Source organism: Pseudomonas sp. R4-84 (genome assembly GCF_054130985.1).
This window is the reverse complement of sequence record NZ_CP096390.1, coordinates 1,682,688-1,700,997: the sequence shown is the minus strand read 5'-3', so window position 1 is coordinate 1,700,997 and position 18,310 is coordinate 1,682,688. Positions and strand designations below refer to the sequence as shown.

The 18,310-nt window shown below is 61.7% G+C and carries 13 protein-coding genes; 5 read left to right on the top strand and 8 right to left on the bottom strand.

All coding sequences use genetic code 11. The features are described 5' to 3' along the window. Positions 1-120 precede the first annotated feature (120 nt). From rpsA to mtnA, 8 genes are all read right to left on the bottom strand, one after another. Positions 121-1,812: a 30S ribosomal protein S1 gene (rpsA, locus tag M1D68_RS07975; protein WP_030141013.1), complete on the bottom strand. Its 1,692-nt coding sequence runs from the start codon at positions 1,810-1,812 to the stop codon at positions 121-123. Between the two features lie 120 nt (positions 1,813-1,932). Further along, positions 1,933-2,622, bottom strand: a complete 690-nt coding sequence (cmk, locus tag M1D68_RS07970; RefSeq protein WP_030141014.1) for a (d)CMP kinase — start codon at positions 2,620-2,622, stop codon at positions 1,933-1,935. Further along, positions 2,619-4,826, bottom strand: a complete 2,208-nt coding sequence (locus M1D68_RS07965; protein WP_434564088.1) for a bifunctional prephenate dehydrogenase/3-phosphoshikimate 1-carboxyvinyltransferase — start codon at positions 4,824-4,826, stop codon at positions 2,619-2,621. Before M1D68_RS07965 ends, cmk begins: the two co-directional genes overlap by 4 nt. A 28-nt stretch (positions 4,827-4,854) precedes the next feature. Further along, entirely contained in the window at positions 4,855-5,967 is a 1,113-nt protein-coding gene (gene hisC, locus M1D68_RS07960; RefSeq protein WP_457969916.1) for a histidinol-phosphate transaminase, read from the bottom strand. Between the two features lie 13 nt (positions 5,968-5,980). Continuing rightward, on the bottom strand, positions 5,981-7,075 hold the full coding sequence (gene pheA, locus M1D68_RS07955) for a prephenate dehydratase (RefSeq protein ID WP_420767788.1): 1,095 nt from the start codon (positions 7,073-7,075) through the stop codon (positions 5,981-5,983). Beyond that, positions 7,075-8,160, bottom strand: a complete 1,086-nt coding sequence (gene serC, locus M1D68_RS07950) for a 3-phosphoserine/phosphohydroxythreonine transaminase (RefSeq protein ID WP_420767787.1) — start codon at positions 8,158-8,160, stop codon at positions 7,075-7,077. The genes pheA and serC overlap by 1 nt, the downstream gene beginning before the upstream one ends. Positions 8,161-8,480: 320 nt before the next feature. Continuing rightward, on the bottom strand, positions 8,481-11,144 hold the full coding sequence (gene gyrA / locus M1D68_RS07945) for a DNA gyrase subunit A (RefSeq protein WP_434563062.1): 2,664 nt from the start codon (positions 11,142-11,144) through the stop codon (positions 8,481-8,483). A 421-nt stretch (positions 11,145-11,565) separates the two neighbouring features. After that, positions 11,566-12,642 carry an S-methyl-5-thioribose-1-phosphate isomerase gene (gene mtnA / locus M1D68_RS07940; protein ID WP_434610335.1) on the bottom strand — a complete coding sequence of 359 codons (1,077 nt, stop codon included), beginning with the start codon at positions 12,640-12,642 and terminating at the stop codon, positions 11,566-11,568. 105 nt (positions 12,643-12,747) lie between these two features. Here mtnA and M1D68_RS07935 point away from each other — a divergent pair, with 105 nt between their 5' ends. From M1D68_RS07935 to M1D68_RS07915, 5 genes are all read left to right on the top strand, one after another. Next, positions 12,748-14,079 carry a TRZ/ATZ family hydrolase gene (locus M1D68_RS07935; RefSeq protein ID WP_457969914.1) on the top strand — a complete coding sequence of 444 codons (1,332 nt, stop codon included), beginning with the start codon at positions 12,748-12,750 and terminating at the stop codon, positions 14,077-14,079. Between the two features lie 60 nt (positions 14,080-14,139). After that, positions 14,140-14,838, top strand: coding sequence for a bifunctional 2-polyprenyl-6-hydroxyphenol methylase/3-demethylubiquinol 3-O-methyltransferase UbiG (ubiG, locus tag M1D68_RS07930; protein WP_039588851.1), 699 nt, complete (start codon positions 14,140-14,142; stop codon positions 14,836-14,838). 4 nt (positions 14,839-14,842) lie between these two features. Next, positions 14,843-15,514: an N-acetylmuramic acid 6-phosphate phosphatase MupP gene (gene mupP / locus M1D68_RS07925; protein WP_420767783.1), complete on the top strand. Its 672-nt coding sequence runs from the start codon at positions 14,843-14,845 to the stop codon at positions 15,512-15,514. 199 nt (positions 15,515-15,713) lie between these two features. Further along, positions 15,714-16,454 carry a YciK family oxidoreductase gene (locus tag M1D68_RS07920; protein ID WP_420767782.1) on the top strand — a complete coding sequence of 247 codons (741 nt, stop codon included), beginning with the start codon at positions 15,714-15,716 and terminating at the stop codon, positions 16,452-16,454. Between the two features lie 359 nt (positions 16,455-16,813). Further along, on the top strand, positions 16,814-17,740 hold the full coding sequence (locus M1D68_RS07915; protein ID WP_420767781.1) for a GGDEF domain-containing protein: 927 nt from the start codon (positions 16,814-16,816) through the stop codon (positions 17,738-17,740). Positions 17,741-18,310 lie beyond the last annotated feature (570 nt).

Genomic DNA, 18,310 nt, shown 5'->3' with positions numbered 1-18,310 from the left:
TGGTTTCGCAACGCTTCGAGAGGAACGCCTGGGACAACCCTACAATGCCTTGGCAAACCAGAAATCGCAGGCACAAAAAAGGGCGACCGAAGTCGCCCTTTTTCTATGGTCTTACAGAACTCAGTTCTGTTTTTCCATCTGTGCACGCAGCAGGTCGCCCAGAGTGGTAGGACCAGCAGCAATGTCAGTAGCTGGCTTGTCGCGCAGGCTCTGGATTGCTTCTTTCTCTTCAGCGTCGTCTTTCGACTTGATGGAGAGCTGGATTACGCGGCTCTTGCGGTCAACGCTGATGATCTTGGCTTCTACTTCTTCGCCTTCCTTCAGGACGTTGCGCGCGTCTTCAACGCGGTCACGGCTGATTTCGGAGGCTTTCAGAGTCGCTTCGATATCGTCGGCCAGGGTGATGATGGCGCCTTTGGCGTCAACTTCTTTCACGATGCCCTTAACGATTGCGCCTTTGTCGTTCTCTTGAACGTACTCGGAGAACGGGTCGCTTTCCAGTTGCTTGATACCCAGGGAGATGCGCTCGCGCTCTGGGTCAACCGACAGGATAACGGTGTCCAGCTCGTCGCCCTTCTTGAAACGGCGTACGGCTTCTTCGCCCACTTCGTTCCAGGAGATGTCGGACAGGTGAACCAGGCCGTCGATGCCGCCGTCCAGACCAATGAAGATACCGAAATCGGTGATCGACTTGATGGTGCCGGAGATTTTATCGCCCTTGTTGAACTGGCCAGAGAAGTCTTCCCATGGGTTGGACTTGCACTGCTTGATGCCGAGGGAGATACGACGACGCTCTTCGTCGATGTCCAGAACCATGACTTCCACTTCGTCGCCGACTTGTACGACTTTCGAAGGGTGGATGTTCTTGTTGGTCCAGTCCATTTCGGAAACGTGTACCAGGCCTTCAACGCCTTCTTCCAGCTCAGCGAAGCAGCCGTAGTCGGTGAGGTTGGTAACACGGGCGGTGACGCGGGTGCCTTCTGGGTAACGGGCTTTGATAGCGACCCATGGATCTTCACCCAGTTGCTTGAGGCCCAGGGAAACACGATTGCGCTCGCGATCGTACTTCAGAACCTTGACATCGATCTCGTCGCCAACGTTGACGATTTCCGAAGGATGCTTGATACGCTTCCAGGCCATGTCGGTGATGTGCAGCAGGCCATCGACGCCACCCAGATCGACGAATGCGCCGTAATCGGTGAGGTTTTTGACGATACCCTTGACCTGCTGGCCTTCCTGCAGCGATTCCAGCAGAGCTTCACGCTCGGCGGAGTTCTCGGCTTCCAGGACACTGCGACGGGAAACGACAACGTTGTTGCGCTTCTGGTCCAGCTTGATGACCTTGAATTCCAGCTCTTTGCCTTCCAGGTGCGTGGTGTCGCGCACTGGACGAACGTCAACCAGGGAACCTGGCAGGAACGCACGGATGCCGTTAACGTCGACAGTGAAGCCGCCTTTAACCTTACCGTTGATAACGCCCTTGACCACTTCCTCAGCTGCGAAGGCCGCTTCCAGAACGATCCAGCATTCAGCACGCTTGGCTTTTTCACGGGACAGCTTGGTTTCACCGAAGCCATCTTCAACCGAATCCAACGCTACGTGAACTTCGTCACCAACGTTGATGTTCAGTTCGCCAGCGTCGTTGTAGAACTGCTCAAGCGGGATCAGCGCTTCAGACTTCAGACCAGCGTGAACGGTTACCCAGCGAGCCTGGTAATCGATATCAACGATAACGCCGGTGATGATGGAGCCTGCCTGAAGGTTCAGGGTTTTCAAGCTTTCTTCAAAGAGTTCCGCAAAGCTTTCGCTCATTTTAATTCCTGTTGATTAGGGCGAAGTAAACGCCCATCTCCACACCCCAGACGATGTGGGTTAGTTTCATATATAAGAAGCACCGCAGGACTATGACTGGTCCCCTGCGGAGCTTCCTGGTCACCCGGCGATATCGCGAAGCGCGATTTCACTCATGATGCGTTGCAACACCTGATCGATGGACAACTCCGTGGAATCCAGCTGTATCGCATCGGCCGCCGGCTTTAGCGGGGCCACTGCGCGCTGGGTATCACGCTCGTCGCGTGCACGGATCTCATCTAGCAGACTCGACAGACTAACATCCTCGCCTTTGCCCTTCAACTGCAAATATCGGCGGCGAGCCCGCTCCTCCGCGCTGGCGGTCAGGAAAATCTTCAGCGGCGCATCGGTGAACACCACCGTGCCCATGTCCCGGCCGTCCGCCACCAGCCCCGGCGGCTCCTGGAAAGCCCGCTGGCGTTGCAGCAACGCTTCGCGCACCGCCGGCAGCGCGGCGACCTGGGAAGCCCCGGCGCCAACGCTTTCGGTGCGGATGACATCACTGACTTCATCACCTTCGAGGATGATCCGCTGCAACTGGCCATCGGTGGCCGCGATGAACTGCACGTCCAGATGGGCGGCAAGGGCCTTGAGCAGCTCTTCGTTGGTCAGATCGACGCCATGGTTGGCCGCGGCGAAGGCCAGCAAGCGATACAGGGCACCGGAATCGAGCAGATTCCAGCCCAGTTGCTTGGCCAGCATGCCGGCGATGGTGCCCTTGCCCGATCCGCTTGGGCCATCGATGGTGATGACCGGTGCCTTGATGTTCACGACTGTGCCTCTTGTGCTACTCGAATACCGACCTGCGCGCACAACGCCAGGAAGTTCGGGAACGACGTGGCGACGTTGGCGCAATCATGGATGCGGATCGGCGCGCTGGCGCGCAGGGACGCAACACTGAAGGCCATGGCGATACGGTGATCACCGTGCCCATGGACCTCGCCGCCACCAATCTGGCCGCCGTCGATGATGATGCCATCCGGCGTCGGCTCACATTTGACGCCGAGCGCGAGCAGGCCATCCGCCATCACCTGGATGCGATCCGATTCCTTGACCCGCAGCTCTTCGGCGCCAGTGAGCACAGTGCGGCCTTCCGCGCAGGCAGCCGCCACGAACAGCACCGGGAACTCGTCAATCGCCAGGGGAACCAGCGCTTCCGGAATCTCGATGCCCTTGAGTTTAGCCGCTCGTACGCGCAAGTCCGCAACCGGTTCGCCGCCCACTTCACGCTGGTTCTCCAGGGTGATGTCGGCGCCCATGAGGCGCAGGATGTCGATCACGCCGGTACGGGTCGGGTTGATGCCGACATGCTCCAGCACCAGGTCGGAGCCTTCGGCGATCGAGGCCGCCACCAGGAAGAACGCCGACGACGAGATATCGCCTGGCACTTCGATGTGGGTCGCGGTCAGTTTGTTGCCGGATTCAACGGACGCCGTGGCGCCGTCGACCGTGACCGGGTAACCGAAGCCACGCAGCATGCGTTCGGTGTGGTCGCGGGTCGGAGCCGGCTCGGTGACCGTCGTCTTGCCTTCGGCGTAGAGGCCCGCCAGCAGCAGGCAGGATTTCACCTGGGCACTGGCCATCGGCATGGTGTAGGTCAGGCCCTTGAGCTTGTTGCCACCACGAATGGTCATGGGTGGACGGCCCTCGGCAGCGGTCTCGATCACCGCGCCCATTTCCCGCAACGGGTTGGCAACACGGTTCATCGGGCGCTTGGACAGCGAGGCATCGCCGGTCAGGGTGCTGTCGAAGTCCTGGGCGGCCAGCAGGCCGGACAACAGGCGCATCGAGGTGCCGGAGTTGCCCAGGTAGATCGGGCCCGGCGCAGGCTTGAGGCCGTGCAGGCCGACACCATGAATCGTCACGCGGCCGTGGTGCGGACCTTCGATGACCACGCCCATGTCGCGAAACGCTTGCAGCGTCGCCAGAGCGTCTTCGCCCTCGAGGAAACCTTCCACCTCGGTCACGCCCTCGGCCAGCGAGCCGAGCATGATCGAACGGTGGGAAATCGATTTATCGCCCGGTACACGAATCCGCCCACTGAGGGAGCCACCAGGTTGTGCCAGGAAAATCAGATCGTTGGAGTTCATAGCGTCCACATAGGCCCGACGGGCCAGGATTTTACTGAAATGCTCGCGGGCCACCCTGGCACGTGTGAAAACGCCCAGCAATTGGTGCCCGTCCCCTGCATCGACCGCGTCGCGCAAGGCGTCGAGGTCGCTGCGAAATGTATCGAGTGTGCGTAGGACAGCTTCACGGTTGGCGAGGAAGATGTCATGCCACATGACCGGGTCGCTACCCGCGATTCTCGTGAAATCGCGGAAACCGCCGGCAGCGTAACGGAAGATCTCAAGATTTTCATTGCGTTTGGCCAATGAATCCACCAGACCGAACGCCAGCAGATGCGGCAAATGGCTGGTGGCGGCCAATACTTCGTCGTGTCGCTCGACCTGCATGTGCTCGACATCGGCACCCAACTCGCGCCACAGGCGATCCACCACCGCCAGCGCCGTCGGGTCCGTCTGGTCCAACGGCGTCAGGATGACCTTGTGCCGACGGAACAGCTCGGCATTGGAAGCCTCGACCCCGCTCTGTTCGGAGCCGGCGATCGGGTGACCGGGCACGAAACGCGCCGGCACGCCGCCAAACGCCTCGGTCGCCGCCCGCACAACATTGCCCTTGGCACTGCCGACGTCGGTGAGAATCGCTTGCCCGAGCTCCATGCCGGCCAATCGGGCCAGCAGTTTCTCCATGGCCAGGATTGGCACCGCCAGCTGGATCACATCCGCGCCCTGGCAAGCGACCTGCAAATCGTCTTCACAGCGGTCCACCACGCCCAGCTCTACCGCCAGCTTGCGTGAATGCGGGTCAAGATCGACGCCCACGACTTCCTGGCACAGCCCGCTTTCACGCAGGCCCTTGGCGAACGAACCGCCAATCAACCCCAGGCCGACCACCACCAGGCGACCGATCATAGGGGTCGCAGGTTGCAGCAAGGTGACATCAACCACGAGCCAGGACCTTGCTCAGCGCCTCCAGGAAACGGCTGTTTTCCGCCGGCAGGCCAACGGTGACCCGCAGGTGATTCGGCATGCCGTAGTTGGCCACCGGACGCACGATCACGCCTTCGCGCAGCAAGCCTTGATAGACCGGCGCCGCGACGCGTCCAACGTCCACACAAATGAAGTTGCCCTTGGAAGGAATCCAGCCCAGACCCAACTCACGCAAGCCCACTTCCAATTGCTGCATGCCGGCTTCGTTCAAGCGACGGCTTTGCGCCAGGTAGGCTTCATCCTGCAATGCGGCGCAAGCGGCAGCCAGGGCGAAGCTGTTGACGTTGAATGGTTGGCGCACGCGGTTCAGCACATCGGCCACCACCGCAGTGGACAAGCCGTAGCCAACCCGAAGCGACGCCAGGCCATAAGCCTTGGAGAAGGTGCGCGACACCAGCAGGTTCGGGTAGGCGGCGAGGAAATCCAACCCGTCGGGCAAGTCGCTGCCTTCGGCGTATTCGATGTAGGCCTCGTCCAGCACCACCAGGACGTGCTCGGGCACGTCCTGCAGGAAGTCGTCCAGGGCTTGGGCGTCGAACCAGGTGCCGGTCGGGTTGTTCGGGTTGGCGATGAAGACTACGCGGGTATTGGCGTCGATGGTGGCGAGCATGGCGGGCAGGTCGTGCCCCCAAGCCTTGGCTGGAACGACACGGGCATCGGCACCGACGGCCTGGGTGGCAATCGGGTAGACCGCGAACGCATGTTCACTGAACACGGCATTGAGGCCCGGCGCCAGGTACGCACGGGCGACCAGCTCGAGAATGTCGTTGGAGCCGTTACCCAGGGTCACCTGGTTCAGCTCGACGCAGCAGCGCTCGGCCAGCAGGCTTTTCAAGGCGAAGCCGTTGCCATCGGGGTAGCGCGTCAGCTCGGCCAGTTCGTCGCGAATTGCCGCGAGTGCCTTGGGGCTCGCGCCCAGCGGATTTTCGTTGCTCGCCAACTTGACGATGCTGGCCGGGTCAAGATCCAGCTCGCGGGCCAGTTCGTCCACAGGCTTGCCTGGAACGTAGGGCGAAAGTTGTTGCACGCCTGGCTGGGCCAGGGCGAGGAAGTTGCCACTCATTTGCTATCCGCCCTTAAAGAACTGCCTTGGGGTAGGAACCCAGCACCTTGAGTGCCACTGCTTCCTGACTGATTTTCTCCAGCACACCTTTCACCAGCGGATCGCGGTGGTGGCCGACGAAATCGATGAAGAACACGTAGGTCCATTTACCACTGCGCGAAGGGCGAGTCTCGATCCGCGTCAGATCGATGCCGTTGTCATGGAACGGCACCAACAGCTCATGAAGTGCCCCCGGCTTGTTGCTCATGGAGACAATGATCGAGGTCTTGTCGTCGCCCGTCGGCGGGACTTCCTGGTTACCGATCATCAGGAACCGGGTGGAGTTGTCCGGACGGTCCTCGATTTTCTCGGCCAAGCGCGTCAGCTCGTAAAGGCCTGCCGCCATGTCGCCGGCGATCGCCGCCGAGTTCCACTCACCCTTGACCCGCTTGGCCGCCTCGGCATTGCTCGATACCGCCACGCGCTCGACGTTCGGGTAATGGGCGTCCAGCCACTTGCGGCACTGGGCCAGGGACTGTGCGTGGGAGTAGATCCGGCTGATGCTGTCGGTCTTGGTGTTCTCACCCACCAGCAGGTGATGGTGAATGCGCAGCTCGACTTCGCCGCAGATCACCATGTCGTGCTCGAGGAAGCTGTCCAGGGTGTGGTTGACCGCACCTTCGGTGGAGTTCTCCACCGGCACCACGCCGAAATTCACGGCACCGGCCGCCACTTCGCGGAAGACTTCGTCGATGGCCGCCATCGGCTTGCTGATCACGGCGTGACCGAAATGCTTCATGGCCGCTGCCTGGGTGAAGGTGCCCTCCGGGCCCAGGTAAGCGACTTTCAGCGGCTGTTCGAGAGCCAGGCACGAGGACATGATTTCGCGGAACAAGCGCGCCATCTCTTCGTTGCCCAACGGCCCCTTGTTGCGCTCCATGACACGCTTGAGCACTTGGGCTTCGCGCTCCGGCCGGTAGAACACCGGCACTTCGCCCTCGGCTAGGGACGCCATTTTTACCCGGGCAACTTCCTGGGCACAGCGTGCGCGCTCGCTGATCAACTCCAGGACTTTCTCATCCAGGGCATCGATGCGTAGGCGCAGCGCCTTGAGTTCTTGCTCAGACATCAGCCGTGTTCCTTCTCGAACTCCGCCATGTAGGCAATCAGCGCGTTGACTGCGTTGATGTCCACGGCGTTGTAAATGGAGGCGCGCATGCCGCCGACCGAGCGGTGGCCCTTGAGGTTCAGCAGGCCGCGCTCGTCGGCGCCGGCCAGGAACGGCTTGTCGAGACGATCATCCGCCAGGCGGAACGGCACGTTCATCCAGGAGCGATCAGACTTGTTGATCGGGTTGCTGTAGAGGCCGCTGGCATCGATGAAGTCATACAGCGTGCGCTGCTTCACTTCGTTGAGCTTGCCGATAGCCTCGACACCGCCCTGCTCTTTCAGCCACTCGAAGACCAGGCCTGACAGGTACCAGGCCAGGGTCGGCGGGGTGTTGTACATCGAGCCGTTGTCCGCCGCGACCTTGTAGTTGAGCATGGTCGGGCACAGAGAGCGGGCGCGACCGAGCAGGTCTTCGCGGATGATCGCGACCAGAATGCCGCTCGGGCCGATGTTCTTCTGGGCGCCGGCGTAAATCATGCCGAAACGGGAGATGTCCACTGGACGCGAAAGGATGTCCGAGGACATGTCGGCCACCAGCGGCACGTCACCGGTTTCCGGGACCCAGTTGAATTCCAGGCCACCAATGGTTTCGTTCGGCGCGTAGTGGACGTACGCCGCGTCCTTGGACAGCTTCCACTCGTTCTGGCCGGGTATCGCGAAATAGTCGTAGGGCTTGGCGGTGGCCGCCACGTTGACATGACCGTAGCGCGACGCTTCTTCGATGGCCTTCTGCGACCAGATACCGGTGTCGATGTAGTCAGCCGAGCCGTTTTCCGGCAGCAGGTTCAGCGCAATCTGGGCGAACTGCTGGCTGGCGCCGCCTTGCAGGAACAGCACTTTATAGTTGGACGGGATGTTCAGCAGATCACGCAGGTCCTGCTCGGCCTTGGTGGCGATGGACACGAATTCATCGCTGCGATGGCTCATCTCCATGACCGACAGGCCCTTGCCATGCCAGTCGAGAAGTTCGCCCTGGGCACGCTTCAGGACCGCTTCGGGAAGCGCCGCCGGGCCGGCACAGAAGTTATAGGCTCTCTTGCTCACATCCAATCTCGCTCTGATCTGGTGGTCACATAAATCTTTTGGTCCGCACACCGCCCTTACAGGGCTACCGCTTAGTCAAGACATGGATGAATCCGTGGCGAGGGAGCTTGCTCCCGCTTGAGTGCGAAGCGCTCACAAAAAAGAGGGGCCGCTGCGCACTGGAGCGCCAGCCGGCCCAGCGGGAGCAAGCTCCCTCGCCACAATGAATCAAACAAGCCTCAAGAGAGGGGCAGTCCCCATAGGGATTGCGCAGTGTCGCAAATTTTCAAACGGAACAAACAACAAGGGGGCGAATTTTCATCCGCCCCCTGCGTTCCCGCTTAGTCCTGCGGCTCTTCTTCGTCTGCGGCAGCATCGAGCGGTTGGTCGCCGACGGTGTCGTCGACATCGGCACCGAGGGCGCCATCGAACGCCACGCCGTCCTCGCCTTCCAGCTCTTCGCCTTCGACTTCCGAAGGCTCCTGGACGCGCTCAAGGCCGACCAGTTTTTCGTCTTTGGCCAGCTTGATCAGCGTCACGCCCTGGGTGTTACGACCCAGGCTGGAGACTTCGTCGACCCGCGTACGCACCAACGTGCCCTGGTCGGAAATCAGCATGATCTCCTCGCCGTCGAGCACCTGGACCGCGCCAACCAGGCGACCGTTACGCTCGTTGCTGACCATGGCAATCACGCCCTGGCCGCCACGCTTGTATTCGGGGAACTCGCTGATGGCGGTACGCTTGCCGTAGCCACGCTCGGAAGCGGTGAGGATCTGGCTGCCTTCTTCGGGGATCAGCATGGAAATCAGCTTTTGCCCTTCCGGCAGACGCATGCCGCGCACACCACGGGCGGTACGGCCCATGGCGCGGACATCGGATTCCTTGAAGCGCGTGACCTTGCCGCCGTCGGAGAACAGCATGACTTCGCGTTCGCCGTCGGTGATGGCGGCGGAAATCAGCACGTCGCCCTCGTCCAGCTCCAGGGCGATCAGGCCGACGCTGCGCTGGCGGCTGAAGGATTCCAGCGGGGTCTTCTTCACGGTGCCGTTGGCGGTTGCCATGAAGATGTAGTGACCTTCGGTGTATTCCTCCACCGGCAGCATGGTGGTGATGTATTCACCGTCGTCCAGCGGCAACAGGTTGACCAGCGGACGACCACGGGCAGCGCGGGATGCTTCGGGAATTTCGTAGGTCTTGAGCCAGTACACCTTGCCCTTGCTGGAGAACAGCAGCAGCGTAGTGTGGCTGTTGGCGACCAGCAGGTGTGCGATGTAGTCCTCGTCCTTGACGCCGGTAGCCGATTTGCCTTTGCCGCCACGACGCTGGGCCTGGTAGGCGGCCAACGGTTGGGTCTTGGCATAGCCTCCGTGGGAAATGGTCACCACGCGCTCTTCTTCCGGGATCATGTCCCCCAGGGTCAGGTCCAGGCGCGCATCGAGGATTTCGGTGCGGCGCACGTCGCCGTATTCGGCGCGGATCACTTCCAGTTCTTCGCGGATCACTTCCATCAGGCGCGTGGCGCTGTTGAGGATGCGGATCAGCTCGCCGATCTGGTTGAGGATTTCCTGGTATTCGGCCAGCAGCTTCTCGTGCTCCAGACCGGTCAGGCGGTGCAGGCGCAGTTCCAGGATGGCTTGCGCCTGCTCCGGGGACAGGAAGTACTTGCCTTCGCGCAGGCCGTATTGCGGATCTAGGTTTTCCGGACGGCACGAATCGGCACCGGCGCGTTCGACCATCGCCACTACCGCACTGGATTCCCAAGGGGTGCTGACCAGCGCTTCCTTGGCTTCCGACGGCGTTGGCGAGGCCTTGATCAAGGCGATCACCGGGTCGATGTTCGACAGGGCAACGGCCTGGCCTTCGAGGATATGGCCGCGCTCGCGCGCCTTGCGCAGCTCGAACACGGTACGGCGGGTAACCACTTCGCGGCGGTGACGGACGAAGGCTTCCAGCAGGTCCTTGAGGTTAAGGATCCGCGGACGGCCGTCGATCAACGCGACGATGTTGATGCCGAACACGCTTTGCAGCTGGGTCTGGGCGTAGAGGTTGTTGAGGATCACCTCGGGCACTTCGCCACGGCGCAGCTCGATCACGACGCGCATGCCGTCCTTGTCGGACTCGTCACGCAGCTCGGTGATGCCTTCGAGTTTCTTCTCTTTCACCAGCTCGGCGATCTTCTCGATCAGGCGAGCCTTGTTCAGTTGGTACGGCAGCTCGGTGATGACGATCTGCTGGCGGCCGCCAACCTTGTCGATGTCCTCGACGGTGGAACGGGCGCGCATGTAGATGCGGCCACGACCGGTGCGATAGGCCTCGATGATGCCGGCGCGACCGTTGATGATCGCGGCGGTCGGGAAATCCGGGCCGGGGATGTACTGCATCAGTTCATCGACGGACAGTTCCGGGTTGTCGATGAGGGCCAGGCAACCGTCGATGACTTCGCCGAGGTTGTGCGGCGGGATGTTGGTCGCCATGCCCACGGCGATACCGCTGGAGCCGTTGACGAGCAGGTTCGGGATACGGGTCGGCATGACCGCCGGGATCATCTCGGTGCCGTCGTAGTTCGGCACCCAGTCCACGGTTTCCTTGTGCAGGTCGGCCAGCAGCTCGTGGGCCAGCTTGGTCATGCGCACTTCGGTGTATCGCATGGCCGCGGCGTTGTCGCCGTCCACCGAACCGAAGTTGCCCTGGCCATCCACCAGCAGGTAGCGCAGGGAGAACGGCTGCGCCATCCGCACGATGGTGTCGTACACGGCAGTGTCGCCGTGGGGGTGATACTTACCGATCACGTCGCCGACGACACGGGCGGATTTCTTGTACGGCTTGTTGAAGTCGTTGCCCAGCTCGCTCATCGCGAACAGCACGCGCCGGTGCACGGGCTTCAAGCCATCGCGCGCATCCGGCAGCGCCCGCCCGACGATCACGCTCATTGCGTAGTCGAGGTAGGACTGTTTCAGCTCGTCTTCGATATTGACCGGGAGGATTTCTTTGGCCAGTTCGCCCATGAGAAGCCTGATTCCTTTTTCTGGTGAAACCTCGTCACGTCCAGATGGGACGAACGAAGCTCGCCGCTGCAGGACAAATGCCGAGCAGCGACTTACGACAAATCAACGAGTTATGCCATGGATCTGCGCAGTAAAGGCCACCTCGCGAGGCAGCCTTGGAAACCGCCGGATGTTATCACAAGAGCCGCCACGCACCTATCCCCCAGATGCGCATGGTGCGTAGTTAGTTGACCGATGACAGGCTGAAAAGGGACGAGAGAAGCTCAGAGGCGCTGGGAATGGCGATTGGTGGCCGGATTTGGCTGTTTTTTCAGGCTTTGCCGGCCCCATCGCGAGCAGGCTCGCTCCCACAGGGCAACGTACGCCGTCCAATGTGGGAGCGAGCCTGCTCGCGATGGGGCCAGCTCAGGCGCCGAAGCCCTTAGTGCAACCGCTTGCGACACATCAGTTGGGCCATCTTCGCCGCATCTGGCCGCTCAACAATGCCTTTCTCCGTCACGATAGCGTCGATCAGGTCTGCCGGGGTCACGTCGAAAACCGGATTGAAGGCGTCGGCATCGGCCCCGACCCGCTTGCCGCCAACTTCCAGCAATTCGCGGCCGTCACGCTCTTCGATGGGAATGTCTTCACCGCTGGCCAGGTTCATGTCGATGGTCGAGCTCGGCGCCACCACCATGAAGCGCACACCGTGGTGCATGGCGCAGACTGCCAATTGATAGGTGCCGATCTTGTTCGCCACATCGCCATTGGCGGTGATGCGGTCGGCGCCGACGATCACCCAGGTCACACCTTTGGTCTTCATGATGTGGGCGGCAGCGGAGTCGGCGTTGAGGGTCACTGGAATGCCTTCGTTCGCCAGTTCCCACGCGGTCAACCGCGAACCCTGTAGCCATGGGCGGGTTTCGTCGGCGTAGACCCGCTCGACCATGCCTTCAAGGAATGCGCCGCGAATCACCCCGAGCGCGGTACCGAAGCCGCCGGTGGCAAGGGCGCCGGTGTTGCAGTGGGTCAGGATGGCCTGGGCGTTGCCCTGATGCTTACGAATCAGGTCGACGCCGAGCTGGGCCATGGTCAGGTTGGCCTCCCGATCGCTTTCGTGGATCGCCATGGCTTCGGCCTCCAGGGCCGCCAGTGGATCGGCATGCTCCTTGAGGCGCGCCAAGCGGTCGCGCATGCGGTCAAGCGCCCAGAACAGATTGACCGCCGTCGGCCGGGAATCAGCCAGCAAGGCGAAATCCGCTTCCAGCGCATCTTGCCAGTCACCGCCCTCGGCCAACCGCGCCCGCGCCGCCAGCACCACGCCATAGGCGGCACTGATGCCGATGGCCGGCGCGCCGCGCACTACCATCGAACGGATGGCCTCGGCCACGCCGGCCGCGCTGGTGTAGCCGATCCAGTTCTCCTCGAACGGCAAAACACGCTGATCGAGCAGATAAAGAGCGCCATCACGCCAATCGATGGCCTTCACCTTCTCCGCAGCCAACAGTCGATTGCGCATCCTTCACCCCGCACTCAGAAACAAAAGCCGCCGATTATAGCGATCCCTCCGCGAAGACGCTCGGGTATACTTCGCCTCCTTTATAACTCATGGAACCGTTCCACGATGCCCAAGCCTGCCGTTGCGCTCGACTTATTATTGCTGCCGACCTGGTTGGTGCCTGTCGAACCCGCCGGTGTCGTGCTCAAGGATCATGGCCTGGGCATTCGCGACGGTTGCATCGTGTTCATCGGGCCACGGGCCGAAGCCATGAGGTGCGACGCCGCTGAAGTCCGCGAATTGCCCGGCATGCTGCTCAGCCCAGGCCTGGTCAACGCCCACGGTCACGCGGCGATGACGCTGTTCCGCGGCCTGGCCGATGACCTGCCGCTGATGACCTGGCTCGAACAGCACATCTGGCCCGCCGAGGGCAAATGGGTCGATGAGGATTTCGTCCGCGACGGCACCGACCTGGCGATCGCCGAGCAGATCCAGGGCGGCATCACCTGCTTTTCGGACATGTACTTCTACCCCAAGGTCGCCAGCGACCGCGTCCATAACAGCGGCATCCGCGCGCAAATAGCCATTCCCATTCTCGACTTTCCGATCCCCGGCGCCGCCAACGCCGACGACGCCATTCGTCAGGGCATCGAATTATTCGGCGACCTCAAGCACCACCCGAGGATCAAAGTCGCATTCGGCCCGCATGCGCCATACACCGTGGGCGACGACAACCTGGAGAAGATCCGGGTGATCGCGGAGGAATTGGACGCGGCCATCCACATGCATGTTCACGAAACCGCCTTCGAAGTGCAGCAGGCTGTGGATAATACTGGCGAGCGGCCGATGGCCCGACTGGCGCGGCTTGGCCTGTTGGGCCCACGCTTCCAGGCGGTGCACATGACCCAGGTCAGCGACGAGGACCAGGCCCTGCTGGTAGAACACAACTGCAGCGTGATCCATTGTCCGGAGTCCAATCTGAAGCTGGCCAGCGGCTTCTGCCCGGTGGAGCGCCTGTGGCAGGCTGGCGTCAACGTCGCGGTCGGCACCGACGGTGCGGCGAGCAACAATGACCTGGACCTGCTGGGCGAAACCCGCACCGCCGCCCTGCTGGCGAAGGCCGTTGCGGGCTCGGCCACCGCCCTGGACGCCCACCGTGCGCTGCGCATGGCCACGCTCAACGGCGCCCGGGCTTTGGGCATCGAAGCGACGGTCGGTTCACTGGAAGTCGGCAAGGCCGCCGACCTGGTGGCCTTCGACCTGTCCGGGCTGGCGCAACAACCGGTCTACGACCCGGTTTCGCAGTTGATCTACGCCACGGGCCGGCATTGCGTCAAACACCTGTGGGTGGCCGGAAAACAATTGCTGGAGGAAGGTCGCCTGACTCGCATGGACGAGTCGCAACTGTCTGCCACGGCCCAGGCCTGGGGCCGGCGGGTGAGCGGCCAGGACGAATAGCACGCCCTTTGAGCCAAGGCTCGGGGTCACTGATTTTTCAAGTTTTTCGAGGATCTTCACATGAGCAACGTCGACCACGCCGAAATCGCCAAGTTCGAAGCCCTGGCCCATCGCTGGTGGGACCGCGAGAGCGAATTCAAACCGCTGCACGACATCAACCCGCTGCGGGTCAACTGGATCGACGAGCGCGTCAGCCTCGCGGGCAAGAAAGTCCTCGACGTCGGTTGTGGCGGCGGCATCCTCAGCGAAGCCATGGCCCTGCGTGGCGCCACTGTCATGGGCATCGACATGGGCGAGGCGCCGCTGGCGGTTGCGCAATTGCATCAGCTTGAGTCCGGCGTCAGCGTGGAATATCGGCAGATCACCGCCGAAGCCCTGGCCGAGGAAATGCCCGGCCAGTTCGACGTGGTCACCTGCCTGGAGATGCTCGAGCACGTGCCGGACCCTTCGTCGGTCATCCGCGCCTGCTTCCAGATGGTCAAGCCCGGCGGCCAGGTGTTCTTCTCGACGATCAACCGCAACCCGAAGGCCTACCTGTTCGCCATCATCGGCGCCGAATACATCATGAAGCTGCTGCCGCGTGGCACCCACGACTTCAAGAAATTCATCCGTCCTTCCGAGCTCGGCGCCTGGAGCCGCATGGCCGGGTTGACCGTCAAGGACATCATCGGCCTGACCTACAACCCGCTGACCAAGCACTACAAGCTGGCCGCCGACGTTGACGTCAACTACATGATCCAGACCCTGCGCGAGGAATAAGTCGATGCGTCTCAAAGCGGTTCTCTTCGACATGGACGGCACGCTGCTCGACACCGCGCCCGACTTCATCGCCATCTGCCAGGCCATGCGCGCCGACCGTGGCTTGCCGCCGATGAACACCCAGCACATCCGCGACGAAATTTCCGGCGGTGCCCGGGCGATGGTCGCGGCGACGTTCTCGATGGACCCCGAATCGCCGGGCTTCGAAGAACTGCGCCAGGAATTCCTCGACCGTTACCTCAAAGGGTGCGCGGTCCACAGTCACCTCTTCGATGGCATGGCCGAAGTGCTGGCCGACATCGAGGCGGCCAACCTTATCTGGGGCGTGGTCACCAACAAACCGGTACGTTTTGCCGAGCCGATCATGCAGCAGCTGGGCCTGGCCGAGCGCTCGAAAGTGTTGATCTGCCCCGACCATGTGAAAAACAGCAAGCCGGATCCCGAACCGTTGACCCTGGCCTGCAAGATGCTCGACCTGGATCCGGCCAGCGTGCTGTTCGTGGGTGATGACCTACGCGATATCGAGTCGGGCCGCGGCGCTGGCACCAAGACCTGTGCGGTCACTTACGGCTATATCCATCCAGACGACAATCCCAAGCACTGGGGCGCGGATGTGGTGATCGACCATCCCCTGGCCCTGCGTGAAGTGCTGGATAACGCGTTGTGCAGTTGCTGATCTGAGGCCCGCTCTTGTGGCGAGGGAGCTTGCTGTGGCGAGGGGATTTATCCCCGCTGGGGTGCGCAGCGTCCCCAAAAATATAACTGCCACCGCAGTACATCAAACCGAACCCAGAGGGGCGGTGCGACGTTTCGATAAATCCCCTCGCCACAACTGCGCACCACTGACGCATTGTTTTGTTTCGTGAGGTTTCTTTATGTTTGATTACTCCGCCCGCCCCGACCTGCTCGAAGGCCGCATCATTCTCGTCACCGGGGCCGGCCGCGGGATCGGCGCCGCTGCCGCCAAGGCTTATGCCGCCCATGGCGCCACCGTGCTGTTGCTGGGCAAGACCGAGGCCAACCTGACCCAGGTCTATGACGAAATCGAAGCGGCCGGCCATCCGCAACCAGCGGTGATTCCCTTCAACCTCGAAACTGCCCTGCCCCATCAATACGATGAGCTGGCCGCCATGATCGAGACCGAGTTCGGTCACCTCGACGGGCTGCTGCACAACGCCTCGATCATTGGTCCGCGCACGCCGCTGGAGCAGCTTTCCGGCGAGAATTTCATGCGCGTGATGCAAGTGAACGTCAACGCCATGTTCATGCTCACCAGCACGTTGTTGCCGCTGCTCAAATTGTCCAGGGATGCCTCCGTGGTGTTCACTTCCAGCAGCGTCGGACGCAAAGGCCGGGCGTATTGGGGCGCTTATGGCGTGTCCAAGTTCGCCACCGAGGGGCTGATGCAAACTCTCGCTGACGAAGTCGACACCGTAGCGCCAGTGCGTTCCAACAGCATCAATCCCGGCGCCACCCGCACCAGCATGCGGGCCCAGGCCTACCCGGGAGAAAATCCGCTCAACAATCCGACACCCGAAGAAATCATGCCGGTCTACCTGTACCTCATGGGACCTGACAGCCAGGGCGTCAATGGCCAGGCGCTCAACGCGCAGTGACAGCCATCCGCGTCGCGGCGGTTTACCGTCGCGACGCACCTTTCCTCGATGCGCCACCCAACCGAAACGCCAAGCCGTCGCCGCCCCTTGCTCGCATTACGACCACCGTCAGTCATCAACGCCTTGATTCGATAGTGGTTTTTATCAAGGTGAACTGAATGGCACGAGTTTCGCTCTAACCCTTTTAAACACGCCGTGTCCGGCGAGTAGCGAACATTGCGAAGGGTTTATGCCTGCCAGATAAAGCGGACTAAACTCAACTCAGTGTCCTTCGGGACTGATGGATCAGTACGACGCGTAGCCTAGGGCCACCTCACCCCCGCCGGTCAGGATCGATAAAGTTCAGGGGCTCACGCCATATGAAAACGCCCACACAGACCAACGCGATCGACTTTGATAGCGCCAAGTTGCAGCGCCTGGGCCTGGCCCAGCCGTCTCCACTCGTGGCGCGGCCCGTCAGCCTGTCCCAGCTGCGCCAACAACTTGGTCAACAGTTGCAGACCAGCCTGGAACCGCAACGGATCCTTGGCTTGTTCTTCCGCGAAGTGCAACGGCTGGTGCCCTTGGACGCGCTGGCGTATCAGCACAAGCCCAGCGACCTGCGTATGGAATTCGGCCAACGCGGACACCACAACCTCAGCTACAACCTCAGCCATGAGGGCGAACATCTGGGCGAGTTGGTGTTCCGCCGTAATCAGCGCTTTACCGAGTCGGAACAGAGCGATCTGGAATCGACACTGTCTTCGCTGTTTTTTCCGCTGCGCAACGCCTTGCTCTACCGCGCCGCCACCCAAAGCGCCCTACGCGATCCGCTGACCGGCACCGGCAACCGCATCGCGATGGACCAGACGCTGGAACGTGAGATCGACATGGCCCGGCGCCACATGCAGCCACTGTCGCTGTTGATGCTGGACATCGATCATTTCAAGCGGATCAACGACACCCATGGGCATGGTGTCGGCGATGAAGTGCTCAGGGCCGTCGCTGACTCGATCAAGAGCCATCTGCGCAATGTCGACATGGTGTTCCGGTTTGGCGGGGAAGAGTTCCTGATCCTGCTGGCCAACACCAGCCGGGATGCCGCGGCCATGGTCGGCGAACGGCTGCGTTATGCCGCCCAGACCCAGGATTATTTCGCCGGCGGGACAAGGATTGAACTGACCGTCAGCCTCGGCTGCGCGACATTGCTGCCGGGCGAGTCGGCCGAAAGCCTCTTGCGCCGAGCCGACAGTGCGCTGTATGTAGCCAAGCGCGAGGGCAGAAACCGATTGACGATGGCGGGCTGAAGCCCCAACTGCTCAACGCCGACACACCGCCATCGCGAGCAAGCTCGCTCCCACAAGGGATTGGCGGTGTACATAAGATCTTCACTCACCAGAAAACCACTGTGGGAGCGAGCCTGCTCGCGAAGGGGCCGGGTCTGCCAACACAAGATTAACTGCCAGACCGCCATCGCGAGCAAGCTCGCTCCCACAAGGGATTGGCGGTGTACATCAGATTTTCGATCCCCACAAAACCACTGTGGCAGCGAGCCTGCTCGCGAAGGGGCCGGGCCTGCCAACGCAAGGTTAACTGCCAGACCGTCATCGCGAGCAGGCTCGCTCCCACAAGGGATTGGCGGTGTACATCAGATTTTTGATCCCCACAAAACCTCTGTGGCAGCGAGCCTGCTCGCGAAGGGGCCGGGCCTGCCAACGCAACGTTAACTGCCAGCCCGCCATCGCGAGCAAACTCGCTCCCACAGGGGATTGGCGGTGTACATAAGATCTTCACTCACCACAAAACCACTGTGGGAGCGAGCCTGCTCGCGAAGGGGCCGGGTCTGCCAACACAAGATTAACTGCCAGACCGCCATC